We start from the raw sequence: 21,363 nt of genomic DNA, 5'->3' as shown, positions 1-21,363 counted from the left end.
GCCCCGCCCCCCGCACGGCGCGGCCCGCGCCGCGGACGCCGGCGCGCGCCGACCGTCCGAGCGCTGCCGCGCGCCCCTGGATGCCCATACCTGCTGATCTCCCCGTGCGGCGAGTTCGGGAGCCGACCCGATCGAGAGTACGTTTCCCTGATGAGCGCCGTGCTCACCCGGTGCGCGCCGACCGGCCGACCGCGGCCGGCGGCGGGCTCGGCCACGCCCTTCCATGAGCGAGAATTGAGACGTGAGCCCACTCCGTCAGTCGAGTCCCGCGCGTTCCGCCGGCGCCCGTACCGCCGGATCGACGCGTTCCGGAGGGACGAAGCGTTCCGGGGGGACGCGCCGCCGAAGCTTCGCCGTCGACCCGGCCTGCGCCGAGGCCGTCGACCTCGCCCGGAAGGCCGCTGAGGAGGTCGCCGGAAGCGACGCGGCGGACGGTTCCGGGGCGACGCGGGTCGGTGACCACCTCGGGCTGCGCGCCGAGGGCGACCGGGTGGTCACACACTTTTTCGCGTGCCTGTCGCCCGCCTACCGGGGCTGGCACTGGGCCGTCACCGTCACCAGGGCGGCGCGCGCCAAGGTCGTGACGGTGAGCGAGTGCGTGCTGCTGCCCGGCGAGGACGCCCTGCTGGCCCCCGAATGGGTGCCGTGGCTGGAGCGGCTGCGCCCGGGCGACCTGGGGCCCGGCGACCTGCTGCCCACGGCCGCCGACGACGCCCGGCTGGCGCCCGGCTACACCGACGTGGGCGACTCGGGCGACCAGCAGATGCAGTGGGAGCTGGGGCTGGGCCGCCCCCGCGTGCTGTCCCGGGAGGGCCGCGCCGAGGCCGCCGCCCGCTGGTACCAGGGGGTCGCCGGGCCGCGCGCCCCCATCGCCGCCTCGGCCCCCGCCCAGTGCTCCACCTGCGGCTTCTACGTGCCGCTCGCCGGGGAGCTGCGGCAGATGTTCGGGGTGTGCGCCAACGAGTACGCCCCCGACGACGGGCGCGTGGTGTCCGCCGACCACGGATGCGGCGCCCACTCGGAGGCGGTCGTGGTGCCCCCGGCGTCCGAGCACGGCCCGCCGGTGCTGGACGAGGTCGGCTACGACATCGTCAAGATCACCCCCGCGCGCGACGGCGCCGCCTCCGACGAGGAGGAGGACGAGGCCCTCGGCCACAGCTGATCCCGCCGTGGGGGCATCGACCGTGAGCGACGACCCGTTCGGCACCGCCGAGATCCGCGACCGGGTGCTGCACGCCTGGGCGCGGTCCCCGGCGCGGTTCCGGGAGGACGCCAACGCCGAGGAGGACTACGCGCTCGGCGGCTACCGCGACCGCGTGGTCGTCGAGCTGGCGCAGAACGCCGCCGACGCCGCCGTGCGGGCCGGCGTGCCGGGCGTGCTGCGGCTGACGCTGCGCGGCGATGTGCTGACCGCCGCCAACACCGGGGCGCCGCTCGACGCGGCCGGGGTGGAGGCGCTGTCGACGCTGCGGGCGTCCGCCAAACGGGACGACCGGGAGGCGGCGGGCCGGTTCGGCGTCGGGTTCTCCGCGGTCGTGGCGGTGAGCGACCGGCCGATGATCGCGTCGGCCGGCGCCGGGGGCGTGGAGTGGTCGGCGCGGCGGGCCCGGGCGCTCGCGGCCCGGACGCCCGCCCTGCGCGAGGAGCTGGAGCGCCGCGGCGGCCACGTCCCGCTGCTGCGGCTGCCGTTCCCGCTCGACGAGCGCGTGGACGTCCCGGACGGGTTCGACACCGTCGTGCGGCTGCCGCTGCGCGACGCCGAGGCCGTCGCGCGGGTCCGCGACCAGCTCCGCCGGACCGGGCCCGCGCTGCTGCTGGCGCTGCCCGCGCTGACCCGCGTCGAGATCGACGTCGACGGCGGCGTGCGCGCCCTCACCGCCGAACGCGACACGGCGACGGGCGCGGTCACGATCGACGGGATGCGGTGGCGCACCGTCGAGGACCACGGCGTGCTGCACCCTGATCTGCTCGCCGACCGCCCCACCGAGGAGCGCGCCCGTCCCGTGTGGCAGGTGCGCTGGGCGGTGCCCGAGGGCGGGGACCTGGCCGGGACGCCCGCGGTCGTGCACGCGCCCACGCCCGGCGACGAGCGGCTCGACCTGCCCGCCCTGCTGATCGCGTCGTTCCCGCTCGCCCCGGACCGCCGCCACGTCGCGCCCGGACCGCTCACCGACTTCCTCGTGGAACGCGCCGCCGACGCCTACGTCCGCCTGCTGCGCGACCTGCCGGCCTCCCCGCGCCTGCTGGATCTGGTGCCGGGGCCCGTGGCGGCCGGGGAGCTGGACGCCCGCATCCGCCGCGCCGTCCTGGACCGCCTGCCCGAGGCGCCGCTGCTGCCCGCCGGCGGGGGCGGACGGGTGCGGGGCCGGGACGCGGTGGCCGTCGACGGCCCGGCCGCGTTCGTCCGGCTGCTGGGCGACGAGGACGACCCCGTGGTCCCCGGACTGCTGCCGCCGTCCTGGCCGGTGCGCCACGCGGCGCTGGACGCGCTGGGCGTGCGGCGGCTGGAGCTCGCCGACGTCATCGACGAACTGGCCGCCCTGGACCGCCCCCCGTCCTGGTGGCGCGACCTGTACGAGACGCTGACCGGCGCGCCGGCCGACGCCCTGGGAGCCCTGCCCGTCCCGCTGGCCGACGGCGACCGGGTGGTGCGCGGCCCGCGCGGGCTGCTCGTCGCCGACGGGGTCGACCCGTCGCGCCTGGACGCGCTGGGGCTGCGGTTCGTCCACCCGGACGCGGTCCATCCGCTGCTGATGCGGCTGGGCGCGGTGGAGGCGGGGGCGCGGACGGTGCTGGCCGACCCGGCCGTGCGCGCCGCCGTCGAGGGCTCCCTCGACGCCGACGACCCCGACGCGATCGCCGAGGCCGTGCTCGACCTGGTGCGGGCGGCCGGGATCGAGCCCGGCGAGGAGCCGTGGCTGGCGGACGTGGCGCTGCCCGGCGCCGACGGCGACCTGTATCCCGCGGGTGAGCTGCTGCTGCCCGCCGCCGCGCTGCGCGACCTGGTCGCCGAGGACGCCCCGTTCGGCGTGGCCGACGCCGACCTGGTGGAGCGGTGGGGCGCCGAGGTGCTGACGGCGGCGGGCGTGCTGGACGTCTTCGCCGTCGCCCGGGCCGAGGACGTCGAGCCCGCCGCGCTCGCCGCCGGCGACGTGACGCTGCACCTCCACGACGAGGAGCGGTGGGCCGACGACGTCCTGGCGCGGCTCGGCGAGCAGGAGCTGCCGCCGCTGCTGCCGGAGTTCCAGGCCGTCCGCGACCTGGAGCTCGTGGAGAACTGGGACGGAGCACTGCGCCTGCTGGCCGAACGGCCGGAGCTACGGGCCGCCGTCGTGGAGCCCGCCCACGTCGTCCTGCACGACGGGCGCCGTGTCGCGGTGCCGTCCTATACGGCGTGGTGGCTGCGGCGCCACCCGGTGCTGAAGGGCCGGCGGCCGACCGAGTTCTGCTTCCCCGGCGAGGACGACCTGCTGGCCGGGCTGTACGACCCGGCCCCGGCGGGGCTCGACCGCGCGTTCCTGCTCGCCCTCGGCGTCCGCACCTCGCTCAAGGAGCTGCTGGCCGAGCCGGGCGGCGCCGAGGAGCTGCTCGAGCGGATGGGGGATCCGGCGCGCGCGGTGCCCCGGCGGCGGCTCGGACGTCTGTGGACGGCCGTGGCCGACAGCGCTCCGTCGGTGGAGCCGCCGGACCGCGTGCGGGCCGTCGTCGACGGCGAGGCGGAGGTGGTGGACGCGGCCGACGCCCTCGTCCTGGACCGCCCGGACCTGCTGCCGCTGCTGCCCGGGCAGCCGCTGGTCATCGCCTCCCGCGGCGACGCCGCCGAGGAGCTCGCCGACCTGCTGGACCTGCCGCTCGCCAGCGAGGAGGTCGAGGGCGTCGTGGCGACGGACGGCGAGAAGCGGCCCGTGCCGCCGCAGGTCCGGGCGGTGCTGCCGGACGCGCCCGACGCCTACATCGCGCACGACCGGCTGGTCGTGGACGGGGTGTCCGTGCCGTGGTGGTGCGGGGACGGCCGGCCGCACGCCACCGGCCCGTGGGGCCTGGCCCGGGCGCTGGCCTGGCTCACCGGCCGCTGGGAGGCCCGGCTCCCGGCCGAGGCCGTCCTGCGGGACCCCGACGCGCTGCCCACCCTCCTGGCCGAGAACGACCTGGACCTGTGACCCGCCGCCGCCGACGACCTAGGTCTGGGAGGCGTCGCCGACGACCTAGGTCTGGGACGCGTCGCCGCCGCTCTCGCGGTCGCGGGCCTGCTGGCGCGCGCGGGCGCGCTGCAGCCGCGGGATGTACCAGATGCCGAACAGCCCGGTCGCGATGCCGGCCGCGCACACCCACAGCCACCAGCGGTGCTCGTCCGGCAGGCCGACGATCAGCAGCACCGCGAGCGCGACCGCCCACGCGACCGTCCCGACGGCCGCGACGCGCACGTCGTCGGTCTCCAGCGGCGGCGGGTCGGGACGGCGCGGTCGGGTCATGCGGTCAGCCTATCGGCGGGTCCGCCGGCCGCGGCGTCCGCGCCTCGCGCAGGCCGCCGACGACCTCCGCGCAGATCCGGTCAAGTCCCGACATGGCAGCATGGAGGGCGGGACATCAGCGAGCCGATCGGAGGATGAAGTCGCGCCGCCCCGCGCACTCGTGCGCCCATACCCCCCGCGCGCCGCGAAAAGGTGCAGGTCCCGGGGGGCGGCCGCGATGCCGGGGCGCCCTGCCGGCGATATGGCGGAATACGATCCACCGTCGTATCGTTAGCAAAAGCAATGACTTCTGCGAACGAACATGACAACGTCACCGACCACAAGCCACACGGTGTCGGTCCAAAGCCTGGCCGAAGACCTGCGCATCTCGATCGCCCGGCTGTCGCGCCGCCTGCGCAGGCTGAGGCCCGACGCGGCCGGGGCGGCAGGCCCGCTGTCGCTCACCCAGTTCGCCGCGCTGGCCGCCCTCGAACGGCACCGCACGATGACCCCCCGGGAGCTGGCCGACCACGAAAAGGTGCAGCCGCCCTCGATGACGCGTGTGATCGCGTACTTGGAGAGCCGGGGCCTGGTGGAGCGCAGCCCGCATCCGACCGACGGCCGCCAGGTCGTGCTGAGCGTGACCGACGCGGGCCGCGAGCTGCTGGCGGAGGAGCGGCGCCGCAAGGAGGCCTGGCTGTCCCGGCGGCTGAGCGCGCTGACGCCCGAGGAGCGGGAGATCCTGCGCAAGGCGGCTCCGATCCTGGACCGGCTCAGCCAGTCGTAGCGGGCGACCGGGAGGCCGCCGACGCGGAGGACGACGAGCCGGTAGCCGCGGGCGCGGCCGGCGGCATGTTCCGCTCGCTGCGCAACCGCAACTACCGGCTGTTCGCGTCCGGCCAGGTCGTCTCCAACATCGGCACGTGGATGCAGCGCATCGCCCAGGACTGGCTCGTCCTGGACCTGACGCACGGCAGCGGCACCGCGCTCGGCGTCACCACGGGCCTGCAGTTCCTGCCGATGCTGCTGTTCGGCCTGTGGGGCGGAGTGATCGCCGACCGCTACCCCAAACGCCGGGTCCTGATGCTGACGCAGGCGTCGATGGGGCTGCTCGCCCTCGTCCTCGGCGCGTTGGCCGTCACCGGCGCCGCCCGGGTGTGGCACGTGTACCTGCTGGCGTTCCTGCTCGGCCTGGCCACCGTCGTCGACAACCCCACCCGGCAGTCGTTCGTCATCGAGATGGTCGGCAGGCGCGACCTGCCCAACGCGATCGCCCTGAACAGCGCCTCGTTCAACGGGGCCCGGCTCATCGGCCCCGCGGTGGCCGGCGTGCTGATCGCCGTGCTCGGCACCGGCCCGGTGTTCCTGCTCAACGCCGCCTCCTTCGGCGCCGTGCTGTTCGGCCTGTACGCGATGCGCCAGGACGAGCTGCACACCGCCGAACCCGTCGCCCGCGGCAAGGGGCAGCTCCGCGAAGGCCTGCGCTACGTGTGGGGGCGCCGCGACCTGACGCTCGTGCTCGTCCTGGTGCTGTTCATCGCCACCTTCGGGATGAACTTCCAGGTGACCGTCGCGCTGGTGTCCCGCGAGGTCTTCCACACCGGCGCCTCCTCGTTCGGCCTGGCCTCGAGCATGCTGGCGCTGGGCGCGCTGACCGGGGCGCTGCTGGCCGCCCGGCGCGCCGCCCGCCCCCGGATGCGGCTGCTGATCGGCGCCGCGCTGCTGTTCGGGGTGCTGGAGCTCGTCACCGGGCTGATGCCCGCGTACTGGTCGTTCCTGGTGCTGCTCGTGCCGACCGGCATCGCGCTGATGACGTTCACCACCGCCGCCAACGCCACCATGCAGCTCGGCGTCGCGCCCGAGATGCGCGGCCGCGTCATGGCCCTCTACATGCTGGTGTTCCTGGGCACCAACCCGATCGGCGCCCCGGTGGTCGGCTGGATGGCCGAGCACTTCGGGGCGCGGCTGAGCCTGGTCGTCGGCGGTCTGATCGCGATGGCGTCGGTGCTCGTCGTCACCGCGCTCGCCCTCCCCGCCGCCGTCCGCCGGCCGTCGGCGGTGCTCAAGGCGCTGCGGCCGCGGCGCACCGCCGACGCCGTCGACGCATCGGAGACCTGACGGGGACGTGACAAGCGGCACCCCCTGCTGGAAGTCTGGAATCCGTGGCCTTCCGGACGTTCGCATGAGGCTGTTCGTGGCGGTCCTGCCGCCCCCGCGGGTCCTGGACGAGCTCGAGCGGTTCTTCCGTCCGTTCCAGGACGAGCTGCCCGACCTGCGGTGGCTGCGCCGCGACCAGCAGCACATCACGCTCACCTTCCTCGGCGAGGTCGACGACCGCGCGTACCGGCGCCTGCTGCCGCGCCTGGAACGCGCCGTCGCCCGCCACCCGCGCCTCACGCTGTCGCTCGCGGGCGCCGGCGCGTTCCCCACCACGACGCACGCGCGCGTGCTGTGGGCCGGCGTGTACGGCGACCGCCGCGCCCTGGTCCGCCTCGCCGCGTCCACGACCGCCGCGGGACGCCGCGAGGGCATGGTGCCCGACAGGCACCCGACGTTCCGGCCCCATCTCACGCTGGCCCGCTGCCGCCGCCCTCTCGACGTGCGGCTCCTGCTGGAGCCGCTGACGGCGTTCGCGGGCGCGTCGTGGACGGCCGAGTCGGTGCACCTGATGCGCAGCCACCTGCCCGGCAAGGGCCGCACGACGGTCGAGTACGAGTCCCTGGAGAGCTGGTCCCTGCGCTGACCGACGGCCGCGCCGCCTACAGCTCCGGGGGCGGCGGCGCGGGACGCTCCGCGTCCGGCGGGCCCCACGGCATCCCGTACCGCTCGCAGGCCCGGCGCAGCTCGGCCAGGTCCGGCAGGAACGGCACCTGACGCAGCACCCTGCCGGTGGCGCCCCACACCACCAGACGCGGCAGCCGCTCGGACGACTCGTCCACGCCGACCCCGCCGATCAGCTCGCGGCGCAGCTCCCACTCGACGCGGCCGCGCAGCGTCACCACCGCCACCCCGGCCGCCGACACGCGCAGCTGCGCCCGGTTGCGGTCGTACAGCCAGGAGCCGACCAGCCCCGCCAGCAGACCGAGGAGCACCGCCCAGCCCGCCGTCCCGGAGAAGCCGCCCAGGTCCGGGCCCAGCCACACGGCGCCCAGCAGCGCCACGAACTCGCACAGCAGCACGCTCATCGCGTACGAGCCGAGCCGGGCGCGGCGCGTGGCGTCCAGCACCACCCCCGGCGCGGTGGACGGCTTCGGCGGCGCGGGCGCCTCGACCTCAGCCGGCCCCAGGCCGGCGCCTCCGGCGGTCTCCGCGGACGCCTGCCCGCCGGACGCGCCGGCATGCGACGGCACCGGCTCCGACGGGACCGGCTCCGACGGGACGGACGACAGCGTGGCCACGGCCGAATGGAACGCCGCGCTCAGATAGGCGTCGTACTCGGCGTCCGTCACCGGCAGCCCGGCGCGGCGCGCCGACTCGCGCAGGTCGGTCCGCGAGATGCGCAGCGCCGACAGCGGCGCCGCGAAGAACTCGTCGCCGTCGGAGTCGTACAGCCGCACCCACGCGTGCCCGGCGATCGTCAGCAGCTCGATGCCGCCGATGCGGTCCTCGGGCATGCGCAGCACCACGTCGCCGGCGGCGTCGACCCAGCCCAGCCCGCCGTCGGCGACCACCAGCCGCCCGCCGGGGACCTGCGCGAACACCTCCGGCAGCCCCTCCAGCCCGTAGGCGGGGGAGCGCGGCGGCCGCGGCGCCGGCGTCACCACCCGGTAGCCGTGGTCGTCGAGGGCGTGCGCGAGCTGGAACGAGTCCAGGCCGTGCGCGGGCAGCCGGGCCAGCAGCCGCAGCCGGTGGTCGAACGCCAGCACCGTCAGCGGGACGCGCCGCGGCCGGTCGGTGAGCGCGTCCAGCGCCAGGCCGGGCCCGACCACCAGCGCCGCCACGTCCCGGGCGGCCAGCAGCTGCCCGTCCTTGCGCCCGGGCCGGGTGCGCACCCGCAGACGGTCGGCGCGGATCGTCCAGTCGACCTGGACGGTGCGCAGCAGCCGCCGCCGCGCCCCGGCGACCCCCGCGAGCGCGACGACCGCCCAGCAGCCCGCCGCGAGCCGCTGGTCGAAGCGGGCCGTCCCCTCGACCGCGATGTGCGCGATCATCGTGACGCCCAGCAGGCCCGCCAGCGCGCCCAGCAGCGCGGTGCGGCCCCGTCCCGGCACCGGCGCCGGCGACGCCAGGCGGGTCTCCTCGCCCGCCGCGGACGGCGCGGCCCCGTCGCGGGACGGCTCGTGCGCGGCGGCGAGCAGCGCCGCCTCCTGGTCCAGCAGCCGCTGCTCGGCGACGTGATGGCGGGGCAGGCCGAGGTCGTCGCCGGAGACCGGCGCGCCCTTGCCGCGGTCGTCGTTCGTCAGGCCCGAGACGGAGCCGTCCAGCAGGAACACCGGGATGCCGAGGCGCCGCGCGGTCACGAACACCGTCAGCGGCTCCAGGCCGAGGGCGTCCAGGGCGCCCACCGGCGCGCGGCCGAAGCGGTGCAGGACGGTCAGCACGCGGTCCTCCACGGTGATCGCCAGGCCCTCGATCCGCGACCGCTCGTAGCGGGTCGCGACCGTGCCGTCCGGCGCCACCTTCTCCAGTCCGGCCGCCGACAGCCGCCAGTACGGCCGGGGACGGCGGCGCCGCAGGTAGGGGACGGCCCCGGCGATCCACGGCGCCGCCGCGCCCGCGGCCAGCAGCGCCGCCCAGAGCCACACCGGCCGGATCGGCAGCAGCGCCAGCGCCAGCACCGGAACGGCCAGCCGTCCCGCGGCGACCGGACGCCACCGGCCCGCGGGGGCGTGCAGGCCGACCAGCTCGTGCTCCACAGTCCGCATCCTCACACGGAGCCCGGCGGCCCCGTCATCTCCTTTTCCGATCCCACGCCTACGATCATCAACGCTTCCGCACCACCGCGTAACCGAGGGCGGCGGCGACGGCCAGCGCCGCGACCAGCCCCAGGCTCGCCCCGGTCGAGTCGCGGCGCCCCTTCTCGGCCCCGGTGCCCGTCGTCCGCCGCGGACGGGGGGAGGCGGGCAGCAGGTCGTCCGGCAGCGGCACCCGGTACACCGCCTGGTCCGGGCCCTCGGACCCGGCCAGCAGCGACCGCCCGTCCGGCGTGAACGTGATCGACTCGCCCTGCTCCTGGGCGGGCAGCGACACCGACCCGAGCGACCGGCCGGGACGTCCGCGCGCGTCCACCTCGTAGACACGGGCGCCGAAGTACGTGCGGATGACGCAGCGGCGGCCGTCCGGCGAGAACGCCCCGTCGGTGGCGATGGCCGGGGCGTCGCCGACGGGGCGCAGCGTGTTGAACCCGCCGGTGCGCAGCCGCGCCGGGGCCTCGTAGACCTTGCCGGAGAACACCTTGCTGGCCACGTACAGCCGGTTGGTGCGCGGGTTGATCATCATCGTCTCGGCGTTGCGCGGGCCGTCGGCGTACTTCAGCCGGAACGCGGTGGCGCGCAGCGTCTGCGAGCGCAGCTCGGCGGGCTCGGGGATCCGGTAGACGGTGACGTGGGGCCAGGCGCCGCCGAGGTTGTCGCCGATGTCGCCCACGTAGATGGCCGGGCGGCCCCGCTCGTCGCGGCCCAGGGCCATCGCCTCCCAGTCGCGGGCCTGCGCCCCCGCGAGGGTGAGCACGGCGCGGGTCCTGCCGTCGGGGCCGAGGGCGAAGATCTGCGCCCGCCCGCCCGAGTCGTTGTGCGTGTAGACGACGCCGGGGTGCCGCAGGCTCGCCGCCAGCCCGCTGGACTCGCCGATCCGCGGATCCTTGATCGTGAACGCCACCGTCGCGTCGCCCGCCCGCCCGGCGGCCGCGGACGTCCCGGCGACGGAGGCCGCGGGGACGGGCGCCGCGGAGGCCGAGGGCGCCGCCGCGGTCGCGCCGACCGCCGTCAGCGCCGCGCACGCCGCGCCCAGCCGGACGGGGAGGCGTCCGCGGGGCCGGAGGACGGCTCGGCACGGACGCGGCGACGACATGCTTCGATCTTCCCCCGTTCCGCACCCGAGCGCTCACGCGACCCGCCCGACCGGACGCACCCCGACCGTCCGTCCGCGGACCGTCCCATCCGACTCGACGACCGGGACCGGCCGCCCGGCGTCGACGCGGCCGGTTGCGGACAGCGCGCCGCCGGCCGCGACCGCGTTCAGCCGAACACGGCACCGAGGACCACGGCCAGGATGAGCGCGGTCAGCACGGTGGGGAGCAGCCAGTGGGGCGGACGGTTCACGACTCGAAGCTTATTCGGCCCCGCCGTCCGCTCGAACCGCTCCGCCGTGATCGGCGTCTCAACGGGCATGTGCGGACTGTTCGGGGTGCTGCGCGCCCCCGGCGCCGGCGACCCCGGCGCGGTGTCGGACGCGTTCGTGATCCTGGGCGCGCTCGCCGAGCGGCGCGGCCGCGACGCCGCCGGGGTGGCGCTGTTCACCGGCCGCGCGGTCACGTCGGACCGCCCGCCCGCGGGCACGCGCGACGACCGCCGCTGGGACCTGTCCTACGACGGCTGCCGCCTCGTCAAGGGGCGCGGCCCGTTCTCGCGGATGTGGCGGCCCGACCTGCTGGCGCTGCTGGACGCGGCGCCGGTCGCGCTCGGCGTCGCCGTCCGCGCGGCGCGGCGGCACCGGGCCGACCTGGCGGCCCTCGGCCCGGTGATCGTGCCCGGCGCCCCGTCCGGGAGCGCCTCCGGGATCGTCGGCGCGCGCGACGGCGGCGCCGCGTCCGCCGCCGCGGACGGCGATCCGCTCTTCCGGCGGCTCGCGGACCTCCGGGACGACGCCGCGATCGCCGCGGAGCTGGGCGGCGCGCCGTCCGGACGGGCCGCGCTGGCGTGGGTCGACCGGGCCCGGCCCGACCGCGTCCGCCTGGCCCGCGGCGCGCTCAGCCCGCTCGCCGTCGCCGTCGACGCCGAGCAGAACCTCTACTGGGCGTCCGACCCGCGCTGGTTCCGCCAGGTCGAGCGGCACACCCGCGTGCGGTTCGCCACCGCCGTCATGCTCCGCGAGGGCACCTACCTGCGGGCGGGCCTCGGACCGCCGAACGGCCGGCCGCACGTGCTCGGCGGCGCCGGGTTCACGCCGGCGGTCCTCGGCTTCGGCGCCGGCGAGTTCGCCGCCGCCGGCTGACGGCGGGGCCTCAGAGGCGCTCGACGACGTAGTCGATGCAGGCCGTCAGGGCCTCCACGTCGGCCGGGTCGACCGCCGGGAACATCCCGATGCGCAGCTGGTTGCGGCCCAGCTTGCGGTACGGCTCGGTGTCGACGATGCCGTTGGCCCGCAGCGTCTTGGCCACCTTCGCGGCGTCCACCGAGTCCACGAAGTCGATCGTGCCGACGACCTGCGACCGCTGCGCCGGGTCGGCCACGAACGGCGTGGCGTAGGACGCCTTCTCCGCCCACGTGTACAGCCGCTGGGACGAGTCGGCGGTGCGGGCGGTCGTCCAGGCCAGCCCGCCCTGCTCGTTCATCCACTCGATCTGCTCGGCGAACAGCAGCAGCGTCGCCACGGCCGGGGTGTTGTAGGTCTGGTCCTTGGCGGAGTTGGCCACGGCCGTGGACAGGCTGAGGAACTCCGGCACGTACCGGCCCGAGGCCGCGATCTCCTCGACGCGCGCCAGCGCGGCCGGCGACATCAGCGCCACCCACAGGCCGCCGTCGGCCGCGAAGCACTTCTGCGGCGCGAAGTAGTACACGTCGGCCTCGGTGATGTCCACGGGCAGGCCCCCGGCACCGGACGTGGCGTCCACCAGCACCAGGGCCTCGTCGGCGGTGGTGCCGGCGGGGCGCTCGATCGGCATGGCCACGCCGGTGGAGGTCTCGTTGTGGGTGAGCGCGTAGGCGTCCACGCCCTCCTCGGCGGCGGCCCGCGGGTGGGTGCCCGGCTCGCTGGAGATCACCGACGGCTCGGCCAGCCACGGCGCCTTCGCGGTGACCTTGGCGAACTTGCTGGAGAACTCGCCGAACGACAGGTGCTGCGACTTCTCGCGCACCAGCCCGAACGCGGCGGCCTCCCAGAACGCCGTGGTGCCGCCGTTGCCGAGCACCACCTGGTACCCCTCGGGCAGGGAGAACAGCTCGGTCAGTCCGCTGCGCACCCGGCCGACCAGCGACTTGACCGGCTTCTGCCGGTGCGAGGTGCCCATGTACCGCGCCCCGGACTCGGCGAGGGCCGCGAGCTGCTCGGGCCGCACCTTCGACGGGCCGCACCCGAATCGCCCGTCGGCGGGCTTGAGGTCTTCGGGAATGACAATGGCTGTGTCAGCGCTTTCGGTCACCCGATGAAGGCTACTTGACCTGCGCCGCAGTCCGTCGGGGGCGTTCACATGCTGGGACGCGGCGGGCGGGCGCCCGGGTCACCTGCGCCGGCGGACGGCCCGCACGGCCAGCCCGGCCAGCCCGGCCAGGCCGGCCAGGCACAGGGCGGCGATCACGGCGGGCGGGTAGATCCACGGGTCGCCGCGCTCGCGGGCCTGCAGCGCCGTGGTGACCGAGTCGTAGGCCAGGAACGCCAGCAGCAGCGCGACGAGCACGACGGTGATGCGCCCCGCGACGGCATTGGTGCGGCGCCGCCGCGCCTCCCGCTCCCGCTCATAGCGCCGTAGCTCCTCGGCCTGGCGTGCGAGCTCTTCCCGGCGGGACTGCTCGCCGCGGGCGTCCGCCAGCGGGGACTCCGCCGCGGCGGGGCCGATGTCCCCTTCCAGGGGCTCGTCGTCGGTCACCGCCCCATCATGACACCCCATCATGACAAGGGCGGGCAGGGCGGGGCAGGGGCGGCGCGGACCGGGAACGACGAAGCCCCCGGCGCCGGTGCCGGGGGCCTCTCGCGCTTCAGCGGGGCGGTGGGGCGGGCCGGGTCAACCGGCGTTGCGCTTGAGGACCTCCGCTGCCCCGGGCACGTCGTGGATGGACCGGCTGCCGGGGCCGACGTAACGGGCGCTCGGGCGGACGAGGCGACCGGTGCGCTTCTGCTCCAGGATGTGGGCGGCCCAGCCGGCGGTGCGACCGCAGGTGAACATGGCGGGCATCATCGCGGTGGGGACCTCGGCGAAGTCGAGGATCACCGCGGCCCAGAACTCCACGTTGGTCTCGATGGCGCGGTCGGGGCGGCGCTCGCGCAGCTCGGCCAGCGCGGCCTCCTCCAGGGCCTTGGCGACCTCGTAGCGGGGGGCGCCCAGCTCCTTGGCGGTGCGGCGCAGCACGCGGGCGCGCGGGTCCTCGGCCCGGTAGACCCGGTGGCCGAAGCCCATCAGCCGCTCGCCGGAGTCCAGGATGTCGGTGACGACCTTGCGGGCGTCGCCGAGCTGCTCGACCTTCTCGATCATGGGCAGCACGCGGGCGGGCGCGCCGCCGTGCAGGGGGCCGGACATGGCGCCGATCGCGCCGGACATGCTGGCGGCCACGTCCGCGCCGGTGGAGGCGATGACGCGGGCGGTGAAGGTGGAGGCGTTCATGCCGTGCTCGGCGGCGGACACCCAGTAGGCGTCGATGGCCTTCACGTGGCGGGGGTCGGGCTCACCGCGCCAGCGGATCATGAACTGCTCGGTGATCGTCTTGCCCTCGTCGATCCGGCTCTGCGGGACCATCGGGACGCCCACGCCGCGGGCCGACTGGGCCACGAACGACAGGGCGGTCGCCGACACGCGCGCCAGGTCCGCGCGGGCCTCTTCGTCGGAGATGTCGAGCAGGGGGCGCATGCCGTACGCCGTGGCCAGCATCGGCAGGGCGCTCTGGACGTCCACGCGCACGTCGCCGGACCGCACCGGCAGGACGTGCGGCTCGGCGGGGGCCAGGCCGGGATCGAAGCTGTTGTCGACCAGGAGACCCCAGGCGTCGCCGAAGGAGACGCGGCCGACGAGCTCCTCGATGTCGACGCCCCGGTACCGGAGGGCGCCGCCCTCCTTGTCCGGTTCCGCGATCTCGGTCTCGAAGGCTACGACCCCCTCAAGGCCGGGTTTGAAGTCGGACATGTCGTTGTCCTGCCTTTCGTCCCCATAGTGATAAGGCGGTGCCGTGCCATTGAACCCTGTCCCCCTTACTGCTGAGTACCCAGGCCCCTATGAGATGCACAATGCCCTGGTGAGAGGCTCAGACGCTGTGGACCGCTGGACGAATGAGGCGGGCGGCGCGCGAGGCGCCGCCTCCACGGGTATTCCGCAGGTGCCGGAGATCGATCTGGCGCGGCTGCGCGTCACCTATGACGTGGGGAGATTGAACGAGGACGCGGTGCCCGACGATCCGCTGGAGCTGTTCGCGGCGTGGCTGGCGGACGCGGCCGACGCCGGGCTGCCCGAGCCGAACGCGATGGTGCTGGCCACCGCGTCGGCGGACGGCGACCCCAGCGCCCGGACCGTGCTGCTCAAGGGATACGGCCCGGACGGCTTCCGCTTCTTCACCAACCTGACCTCGCGCAAGGGGCGGGATCTGGCCGCCAACCCCCGCGCGACGCTGGTGTTCCCCTGGCACCCGGTGCACCGGCAGGTGATCGTGTCCGGCCCGGTCGAGCCGGTGTCGCGGGAGGAGACCGCCGCGTACTTCCGCAGCCGCCCGTACGGGTCGCGCATCGGCGCGTGGGCCAGCGAGCGGCAGTCGTCGGTGATCGGCCGCCGCGACGAACTGGAGGCCCGGTGGGCCGAACTGGCCGCCCGGTGGCCGGATCCGGCCGCGGCCGCGACGGGACCCGGCACCCGCGACGAGCGCGCCGCGCGGGCGGAGCGCGCCGCGGCCGAGGCCGACGCGGTGCCGCTCCCGGACTTCTGGGGCGGCTTCCGCGTGGTGCCGACGGCCATCGAGTTCTGGCAGGGGCGGCCCAACCGGCTGCACGACCGCCTTCGCTACCGCCGCCCGTCCCCGGACGCGACGACCTGGCGACTGGAACGCCTGTCCCCCTAGTCCGGCGCGCCGTCAGCGGCGCTCTGCCTCCGCGCTCGCAGGTCCGGGACCTCCTGTCCCGGACCTTCTGACTGTCTCCAGGCACGTGTCTGTTGGCTCGTGTCTGTGCGGACATGTCCGGAACGAAAGCCGGATTGGCAAAGCGGGGTCGCGGGTTCGTAGGCTAGGCGAATTGATACTTAACCGGGCTAACGATCCACGCGAACGAGAGACCGTGCAGAACGCCTCCGAACCTTCTGATCCCCAGGCCCCCGACGCGCCTTCGGACCGGGCGCGCGAGCGGACGCCGCGCGCGGACCGCCGGGCCTGGATGCGCCGCGTCGCGATCGACACCCGCCCGCTCGCGCACCCCGCCTTCCGGCGGCTGTGGCTGGGGCAGGCGGTGTCGTTCGTCGGCTTCCAGGTCACCGCCGTCGCCGTGCCCGTCCAGGTGTACGACATGACCCGCTCGTCCTTCTGGGTGGGCGTGCTCGGCGTGGTCAACCTCGTCCCGCTGATCGTGTTCGGACTGTGGGGCGGGGCGATCGCCGACCACATGGACCGGCGGCGGCTGCTGTTCGGCTCGTCCTGCGTGATGTGGACGGCGACGCTGCTGCTGCTCGTCCAGGCCCTGCTCGGCCTGGACCGGCTGTGGCTGATCATGGCGGTGGTGGCGGTCCAGGCGACGGGCTTCGCGGTCGCCTCGCCGACGCGCAACGCGATCATCCCCCGGCTGCTGGACCGTTCCCTCGTCCCGGCCGCCAACACCCTCAACTTCACCGCGAGCCAGGTCGGCATGCTCGCCGGACCGCTCGTGGCCGGGGTGGTCCTGGCCCGCTGGAACTACGCGGCCGCCTACGCGGCGGACGCCGCGCTGTTCACCGTGGGCCTGTACGCGGCGCTGCGCCTGCCCGCCATCCCGCCGCTGGGGGAGGTGACCGGCACCCCCGGCCTGCGGTCGGTGGTCGAAGGACTGCGCTACCTGGCCACCCAGCCGGTTCTGATGATGTCGTTCGTCGTCGACATCATCGCCATGGGCGTGGCCATGCCCCGCGCGCTCTTCCCCGAAGTGGCCGAGACCCGGTTCGGCGGGGAGGACGCGGTCGGCTGGCTCTTCGCCTCCATCGCCATCGGCGCGTTCATCGGCGGCCTGATGTCCGGCTGGATCGGACGCGTGCACCGGCAGGGCGTCGCCCTCGTCGCGGCGATCGCCGCCTGGGGCCTGGCGGTCGCCGCCGCCGGTCTGGCCCGCCAGCTGTGGCTGGCCGTGGCGCTGCTGGCCGTCGCCGGCGCGGCCGACCTGGTGTCGGCGGTGTTCCGGCAGACGATGCTGCAGACGTACGCGCCGGACGAGATGCGCGGACGGCTCCAAGGCGTCTTCACCGTCGTGGTGGCGGGCGGTCCGCGCCTCGGCGACCTGCGCGCCGGGGCCACCGCCGCCGTCGCCGGCGCCACGGCCTCGTGGGTGGGCGGCGGGCTCGCCTGCGCCGCCCTGGTGGTCGCGGCAGGGCTGTGCGTCCCCGCCCTGCTGCGCTACGACACCCGTACCGCCGCGCCCGCCGACGTGCGCGGCGCGCCCGCGGACAAGCAGCCCGCCGCCGGCAGCGAAGCCTGACGAGCCCAGGCCCGCCGGGGCCCGCCGCTACGCGGCGTCCCGGCCGAGGGCGGCGGCCGCGACCTCGAGGTCGCCGACCAGCCCGGCGTACATCGCGTCGCGGTCGTCGGCGCGCAGCACCGCCGACGGGTGGACGGTGGCCAGCAGCAGCGCCCCGTTCCAGCCCGCGTCCCGGTCGCCGGCCCGCCCGGCGGCCTCGGCCTCGCGCGCCGCCGCGGGGGTGCCGAGCGCGTCCGGGTCCGGCATGGGGATGAGCTCGCCGCGCCGCTCGCCGACGCGGAACGCCGGCCCCAGCAGCGCCTTGCCGGCCGTGGCGCCCAGCGCCACCACCACGTCAGGTTCCACGGCGCGCAGCTCGGCCGCCAGCCACGGGCGGCACGCCCGCATTTCCCCGACGTTCGGCGTTTGGTGAATGCGGCGCTTGCCGCCCGCCGTCCGCTTGTACTTGAAGTGTTTGACGGCGTTGGTGACGTACACGTCGCCGCGGGCGATTCCCGCCTCCTCCAGCGCCCGGTCCAGCAGCCGCCCGGCCGGGCCGACGAACGGCCTGCCCCGGCGGTCCTCCTGATCGCCGGGTTGCTCGCCGACGAGAACGACGCGGCCGTGCGCCGCGCCCTCGCCGAAAACCGTTCGGGTCGCATTTGCGTACAAGGGGCAGCCGCGGCATCCGGCGGCGGCCTCGCGCAGCGCCTTCAGATCCGTCCGCGACCCGGGGTCGTCCGGCAGGAACGGACCGGCGTCATGGGAAGGATTCGCCGTCATTGCGCGTTTTCCCGTACCCGCCGTCACGGGGTTATGCGCAGGCGCCGTCGCGGGTCGCGCAAAACGCGTAGACTCAAAAGCACAAGTCTGGAGGGAGCTGTGACCTCACACGGCCTGATCGATACCACGGAGATGTACCTCCGTACGGTTCTGGAGCTCGAAGAGGAGGGCATCGTTCCTCTTCGCGCACGCATCGCCGAACGGCTCTCGCAGAGCGGTCCGACGGTGAGCCAGACGGTGGCGCGGATGGAGCGCGACGGGCTCCTGCGGGTCGAGGGGGACCGGCACCTCGAGCTGACCCCGACCGGGCGCAGTTTGGCCACCCGCGTGATGCGCAAGCACCGCCTCGCCGAGTGCCTGCTGGTCAACGTGATCGGGCTGCCCTGGGAGGACGTCCACATCGAGGCGTGCCGCTGGGAGCACGTGATGTCCGAGGACGTCGAGCGGCGCCTGGTGGCCCTGCTCGGCAACCCCACGCACTGCCCCCATGGGAACCCCATCCCGGGTCTGGACGAACTGGGCGCGCACGGCGACGACAAGGACAGCGCCCCGCTGTCGTCGATGAGCGAGGCCGCGAGCCCGGACGGCGCCCCGGCCGTCATCCGCCGCATCAGCGAGCAGGTGCAAAGCGATCACGAGCTGATGCTTAAACTCAAGCAAATCGGGATACAACCGGGGCGAGAGGTGACGCTTCGGGCGACCGACGACGGGGTGCGGGTGACGTGTGACGACGAGGCCGACAGTCCCTACAGCGAGCTGCCGCGGTCCATCGCCGAGCACGTGTTCGTCAGCAGCCGCTGACTCCCGCGCGGAACCGTCGGCGCCGTCGCGACGGGCGGGCGTGCCGTGCGGTACGCCCCGATTCCCGCCCCTGCGCGCGCGTGTCTATACCGAAGATCTCCATATCGTCTCGGCGTTCGGGCGTATCCCGGCGAGGGGTTCGTCGTTCAATACGAGTGAGATACGCAAGGCGTCCGCGTCGCGACGCACCGTGGGCGCCGCCTCGGGCGCGGACACGCGGACGGCGCGGCCGCAGGGCCCCACGGCGGCGCCTCCCGAGCGGGGGACGCGACCGGGCCCGGCGACGCACACGGACACGAGGAGAGCGGGCACGACGGCAGGGCGGTTCACCACGCGGCGGGCGGCGACCCCGAGAACGGCCGCACCGCTGGCGTCGGCGTGCCCGAGGGCGGCGACGGGGGGCGCGCGAACGCGGGCCGGAAGGCGGCGGACGGCCTGATGAGACGACCCGAGGAACCCCCGTTCGAGGCGCAGCTGCCGCCCGAGACCGTGCTGAACCAGATGGAGATGGCGGTCATCGTCTGCGACCGGTTCAGCAACATCATCTACCGCAACGACTTCGCCCGCCGCCTGTTCGGCATCGACGGCGACGACCTGATCGGCCACTCGGTCCTGTCGCTGGGCATCAGCGAGGAGGACCACGAGCAGGCCACCGAGCTCGCCCGGCACGTCCTCAAAGGCGGCGTGTGGGAGGGCACGTTCTCGAACCTGCGCGTGGACGGCACCACCGTCTACACGCGCGCGCACGCCGTGCCGCTGCGCCACCCGTCCGGCGCCGTCGACGGTGTGGTGATCTTCGCACGCGAGGCGCTGCGCAGCAACCAGCGCGAGCACGAGCGCTACGGCCTGCTGGAACGGGTGGGCGAGCGGCTGGCCGGGTCGCTGGAGCTGGAGACCACCCTGCGCCACGTCGCCGACACGCTGGTGCCGCAGTTCGCCGACCACTGCTTCATCGACCTGTTCAGCGGCGACCGGCTGTACCGGCGGGTGTCCCGGCACGCCGGCGGCTGGACCCCGCCGCCCGGCACCTGGGCCGAGGTCGGCGAGCCGGTCTCCTACCCGGCCGGGCACTTCGCCGCCAAGGCCATGAACCGGCGCGACGCGGTCCTGGTGGAGGACATGGTCCGCCACCGCTACTCCGCGGCCGGCATGGCCGACCGGCGCCTGGGCGACGAGCTCGGCATCACCTCGGTGATCTCGGCGCCGCTGCTGGTGCGCGGCGAGCTGCTCGGCGTGATGAGCGTGGCGCTGTCCAACCTGACCCGGCGGCCCGACCCGCACTACGACGGCTTCGACCGCGACCTGATGGGCGCCATCGCCGGGCGGGTCGCGCTGGCGATCGACAACGCGCTGCTGTTCGAGGCCGAGCGCGAGACCGCGCTGGCGTTCCAGAAGGACCTGCTGCCCGGCGAGCGGCCGCCCCGGCTGGACGGCCTGGAGATCGCCTGGCGGTACGAGCCCGCCCGCCCGCTGGAGTCGCACGGGCACGGCATCCAGACCCAGGTCGGCGGCGACTGGTACGACGTGATCCCGCTGTCGGCCGGCCGCGTCGGGCTGGTCATCGGCGACGTGGAGGGCCGCGGCGCCCGCGCCGCCGCCGTGATGGGCCAGCTGCGCGCCGCGCTGCGCGCCTTCGCCCAGGACGACAAGCCGCCCGCCGACATCCTGCGCAAGCTCGACGAATGGGTGCGCACCATGACCCGGCCGCAGCGGCACAGGTCCGGCTGGGCGCCCGTCGGCGACGACGAGGTCCGGCCGCCGCTGGTGTCGTGCACCTACTTCGTCTACGACGCCTGGTCGCGGGTGCTGGAGTTCGCCAACGCCGGCCACGACCCGCCGCTGCTGATCACCGACGGCGAGGTGGGCGAGCTGACGTTCCGCAGCGAGGGCGGGATGCTCGGCCTGCGGTCGCCCGGAATGGGCGGCGAGCTGCTGTTCAACGAGGAGTCCGCCGAGCTCAAGCCCGGGTCCACGCTGGTGCTCTACACCGACGGGCTGATCGACCGGCGGCCCCGCCCCGACGGCGAGTACTACACCCGCGAGGAGTCGCGCGAGCTGGTCCGCCAGGCCGTGGCCGCGGTGGCGGACCGGGACGTGGAGACGATCGCGGGCGCGGCGTTCGACGCGGTGCCCGGCGACATCGACGACGACGTGGCCATCGTGGTGATCCGCACCTCGCCCGAGGAGCTGGCCGTCGAGGAGCGCACCTTCCCGGCCGAGCCGATCATGGTGTCGGAGGCGCGGCGGATGGCCGCCGACACCTTCGCCTCCTGGGGCATGCTGGACGAGCAGGCCGAGCTGGCGTGCCTGCTGGTGTCGGAGGTGGTCACCAACGTGGTGCTGCACGCCGCCGCCACCCCGGCGCCGCGCCGCGAACTCGTCCTGGACGGCCCGCCGCCGGTGCGGTTCAACAGCGGCCCCTCGGCGGCCGACTCGGCGGCCGACTCGCTGGCCGACGCCGACGACGACTGGGCCGTGCCCGGCGCCCTGGCCGCCGCCGGCGCCGCGTCCGGGCCGCTGCCCGCGCCCGTGCCGACGCCCGAGCCGCTGTTCGACCCGGGCCCGCTGGACGCGCCGGTCGGCCGCCGCGAACCGGCCGCCAAGGAGTTCCGGCTGCGCCTCCGGCGCGGCGCCGACGCGGTCTGGGTCGAGGTGTTCGACGCCGACATGCGGCTGCCGCGCATCCGCAGCGCGGGCGAGACCGACGAGGGCGGCCGCGGCCTGTACCTGGTCGACCAGCTCGCCACCCGCTGGGGCGCCCGGCCCACCGCCGACGGCAAGGCGGTGTGGTTCGAGCTTCCGTTGCGCGCCTGAGAACTCTTGATCAAGACGGCGGCGCGCG

18 protein-coding genes are annotated in these 21,363 nt (G+C 75.4%); 10 read left to right on the top strand and 8 right to left on the bottom strand.

The genetic code is table 11. The annotated features are described in order from the left end of the window. The first annotated feature begins 241 nt into the window (after positions 1–241). A complete protein-coding gene (locus tag AR3_RS21040; protein WP_083951737.1) occupies positions 242–1,162 on the top strand; it encodes a DUF3027 domain-containing protein in 921 nt (306 codons plus the stop codon). Positions 1,163–1,184: 22 nt separating this feature from the next. After that, positions 1,185–4,160 (top strand): sacsin N-terminal ATP-binding-like domain-containing protein, encoded by a 2,976-nt coding sequence (locus tag AR3_RS21035; RefSeq protein ID WP_067916067.1) that lies wholly within the window; start codon positions 1,185–1,187, stop codon positions 4,158–4,160. Between the two features lie 45 nt (positions 4,161–4,205). Here AR3_RS21035 and AR3_RS21030 read toward each other — a convergent pair whose 3' ends face one another. Beyond that, entirely contained in the window at positions 4,206–4,472 is a 267-nt protein-coding gene (locus AR3_RS21030) for a DUF2530 domain-containing protein (RefSeq protein ID WP_067916065.1), read from the bottom strand. A 301-nt stretch (positions 4,473–4,773) separates the two neighbouring features. Here AR3_RS21030 and AR3_RS21025 point away from each other — a divergent pair, with 301 nt between their 5' ends. The 3 genes from AR3_RS21025 to thpR all read left to right on the top strand — a co-directional run bounded on the left by AR3_RS21025 (position 4,774) and on the right by thpR (position 7,194). Continuing rightward, positions 4,774–5,238: a MarR family winged helix-turn-helix transcriptional regulator gene (locus tag AR3_RS21025; RefSeq protein WP_067916063.1), complete on the top strand. Its 465-nt coding sequence runs from the start codon at positions 4,774–4,776 to the stop codon at positions 5,236–5,238. 65 nt (positions 5,239–5,303) lie between these two features. Next, a complete protein-coding gene (locus AR3_RS21020; RefSeq protein ID WP_067916061.1) occupies positions 5,304–6,569 on the top strand; it encodes an MFS transporter in 1,266 nt (421 codons plus the stop codon). 64 nt (positions 6,570–6,633) lie between these two features. After that, complete coding sequence (thpR, locus tag AR3_RS21015) at positions 6,634–7,194, top strand: RNA 2',3'-cyclic phosphodiesterase (protein ID WP_067916060.1); 561 nt, start codon at positions 6,634–6,636, stop codon at positions 7,192–7,194. A gap of 16 nt (positions 7,195–7,210) precedes the next feature. On the opposite strand, the gene AR3_RS21010 is transcribed toward thpR, so the two are convergent. From AR3_RS21010 to AR3_RS30755, 3 genes are all read right to left on the bottom strand, one after another. After that, a complete protein-coding gene (locus AR3_RS21010) occupies positions 7,211–9,316 on the bottom strand; it encodes a hypothetical protein (RefSeq protein ID WP_227023342.1) in 2,106 nt (701 codons plus the stop codon). Between the two features lie 58 nt (positions 9,317–9,374). Continuing rightward, entirely contained in the window at positions 9,375–10,460 is a 1,086-nt protein-coding gene (locus tag AR3_RS21005; protein ID WP_227023343.1) for a YjiK family protein, read from the bottom strand. A 167-nt stretch (positions 10,461–10,627) separates the two neighbouring features. After that, entirely contained in the window at positions 10,628–10,780 is a 153-nt protein-coding gene (locus AR3_RS30755; RefSeq protein WP_157406727.1) for a hypothetical protein, read from the bottom strand. Between AR3_RS30755 and AR3_RS21000 the strand changes: the two genes are divergently transcribed. Further along, positions 10,779–11,603: a hypothetical protein gene (locus AR3_RS21000; protein ID WP_067916055.1), complete on the top strand. Its 825-nt coding sequence runs from the start codon at positions 10,779–10,781 to the stop codon at positions 11,601–11,603. The two genes, AR3_RS30755 and AR3_RS21000, sit on opposite strands and share 2 nt — an antisense overlap. Before the next feature lie 10 nt (positions 11,604–11,613). On the opposite strand, the gene serC is transcribed toward AR3_RS21000, so the two are convergent. The 3 genes from serC to AR3_RS20985 all read right to left on the bottom strand — a co-directional run bounded on the left by serC (position 11,614) and on the right by AR3_RS20985 (position 14,442). After that, positions 11,614–12,750: a phosphoserine transaminase gene (serC, locus tag AR3_RS20995; RefSeq protein WP_067916053.1), complete on the bottom strand. Its 1,137-nt coding sequence runs from the start codon at positions 12,748–12,750 to the stop codon at positions 11,614–11,616. A gap of 78 nt (positions 12,751–12,828) precedes the next feature. Continuing rightward, a complete protein-coding gene (locus AR3_RS30750; protein WP_067916051.1) occupies positions 12,829–13,194 on the bottom strand; it encodes a hypothetical protein in 366 nt (121 codons plus the stop codon). Positions 13,195–13,329: 135 nt separating this feature from the next. Next, the gene (locus tag AR3_RS20985; RefSeq protein WP_067916049.1) at positions 13,330–14,442 is read right to left on the bottom strand and encodes a citrate synthase 2; all 1,113 of its coding nucleotides are present in this window, start codon (positions 14,440–14,442) and stop codon (positions 13,330–13,332) included. 190 nt (positions 14,443–14,632) lie between these two features. On the opposite strand from AR3_RS20985, the gene pdxH reads away from it, so the two are divergent. Together pdxH and AR3_RS20975 are read left to right on the top strand one after the other, a co-directional pair. Then, complete coding sequence (gene pdxH, locus AR3_RS20980; protein ID WP_313819751.1) at positions 14,633–15,364, top strand: pyridoxamine 5'-phosphate oxidase; 732 nt, start codon at positions 14,633–14,635, stop codon at positions 15,362–15,364. A 214-nt stretch (positions 15,365–15,578) separates the two neighbouring features. Further along, positions 15,579–16,958 (top strand): MFS transporter, encoded by a 1,380-nt coding sequence (locus tag AR3_RS20975; protein WP_067916047.1) that lies wholly within the window; start codon positions 15,579–15,581, stop codon positions 16,956–16,958. Between the two features lie 27 nt (positions 16,959–16,985). On the opposite strand, the gene AR3_RS20970 is transcribed toward AR3_RS20975, so the two are convergent. Further along, a complete protein-coding gene (locus tag AR3_RS20970) occupies positions 16,986–17,720 on the bottom strand; it encodes a UdgX family uracil-DNA binding protein (protein ID WP_067916045.1) in 735 nt (244 codons plus the stop codon). Between the two features lie 99 nt (positions 17,721–17,819). Here AR3_RS20970 and AR3_RS20965 point away from each other — a divergent pair, with 99 nt between their 5' ends. Both AR3_RS20965 and AR3_RS20960 read left to right on the top strand, forming a co-directional pair. Beyond that, positions 17,820–18,521, top strand: a complete 702-nt coding sequence (locus AR3_RS20965; RefSeq protein ID WP_067916043.1) for an iron-dependent transcriptional repressor DtxR — start codon at positions 17,820–17,822, stop codon at positions 18,519–18,521. A 438-nt stretch (positions 18,522–18,959) separates the two neighbouring features. Then, the gene (locus tag AR3_RS20960; RefSeq protein WP_067916069.1) at positions 18,960–21,335 is read left to right on the top strand and encodes a SpoIIE family protein phosphatase; all 2,376 of its coding nucleotides are present in this window, start codon (positions 18,960–18,962) and stop codon (positions 21,333–21,335) included. The last annotated feature ends 28 nt before the right edge of the window (positions 21,336–21,363 follow it).

Origin of the sequence: Actinomadura rubrobrunea NBRC 15275, assembly GCF_001552235.1 — a bacterium.
Lineage (GTDB): Bacteria > Actinomycetota > Actinomycetes > Streptosporangiales > Streptosporangiaceae > Spirillospora > Spirillospora viridilutea.
The sequence above is the reverse complement of the archived record's forward strand: the minus strand, read 5'-3'. Positions and strand labels throughout refer to the sequence as shown.

What these genes read in the sequence shown, in the direction of transcription:
- AR3_RS21030 (WP_067916065.1), bottom strand. Translation starts at nt 4,472, where the DNA reads ATGACCCGACCGCGCCGTCCCGACCCGCCGCCGCTGGAGACCGACGAC.
- AR3_RS21025 (WP_067916063.1), top strand. Translation starts at nt 4,774, where the DNA reads ATGACAACGTCACCGACCACAAGCCACACGGTGTCGGTCCAAAGCCTG.
- AR3_RS21020 (WP_067916061.1), top strand. Translation starts at nt 5,304, where the DNA reads ATGTTCCGCTCGCTGCGCAACCGCAACTACCGGCTGTTCGCGTCCGGC.
- thpR (WP_067916060.1), top strand. Translation starts at nt 6,634, where the DNA reads ATGAGGCTGTTCGTGGCGGTCCTGCCGCCCCCGCGGGTCCTGGACGAG.
- AR3_RS21010 (WP_227023342.1), bottom strand. Translation starts at nt 9,316, where the DNA reads ATGCGGACTGTGGAGCACGAGCTGGTCGGCCTGCACGCCCCCGCGGGC.
- AR3_RS21005 (WP_227023343.1), bottom strand. Translation starts at nt 10,460, where the DNA reads ATGTCGTCGCCGCGTCCGTGCCGAGCCGTCCTCCGGCCCCGCGGACGC.
- AR3_RS21000 (WP_067916055.1), top strand. Translation starts at nt 10,779, where the DNA reads ATGTGCGGACTGTTCGGGGTGCTGCGCGCCCCCGGCGCCGGCGACCCC.
- AR3_RS30755 (WP_157406727.1), bottom strand. Translation starts at nt 10,780, where the DNA reads ATGCCCGTTGAGACGCCGATCACGGCGGAGCGGTTCGAGCGGACGGCG.
- AR3_RS20985 (WP_067916049.1), bottom strand. Translation starts at nt 14,442, where the DNA reads ATGTCCGACTTCAAACCCGGCCTTGAGGGGGTCGTAGCCTTCGAGACC.
- AR3_RS20970 (WP_067916045.1), bottom strand. Translation starts at nt 17,720, where the DNA reads ATGACGGCGAATCCTTCCCATGACGCCGGTCCGTTCCTGCCGGACGAC.
- AR3_RS20960 (WP_067916069.1), top strand. Translation starts at nt 18,960, where the DNA reads ATGAGACGACCCGAGGAACCCCCGTTCGAGGCGCAGCTGCCGCCCGAG.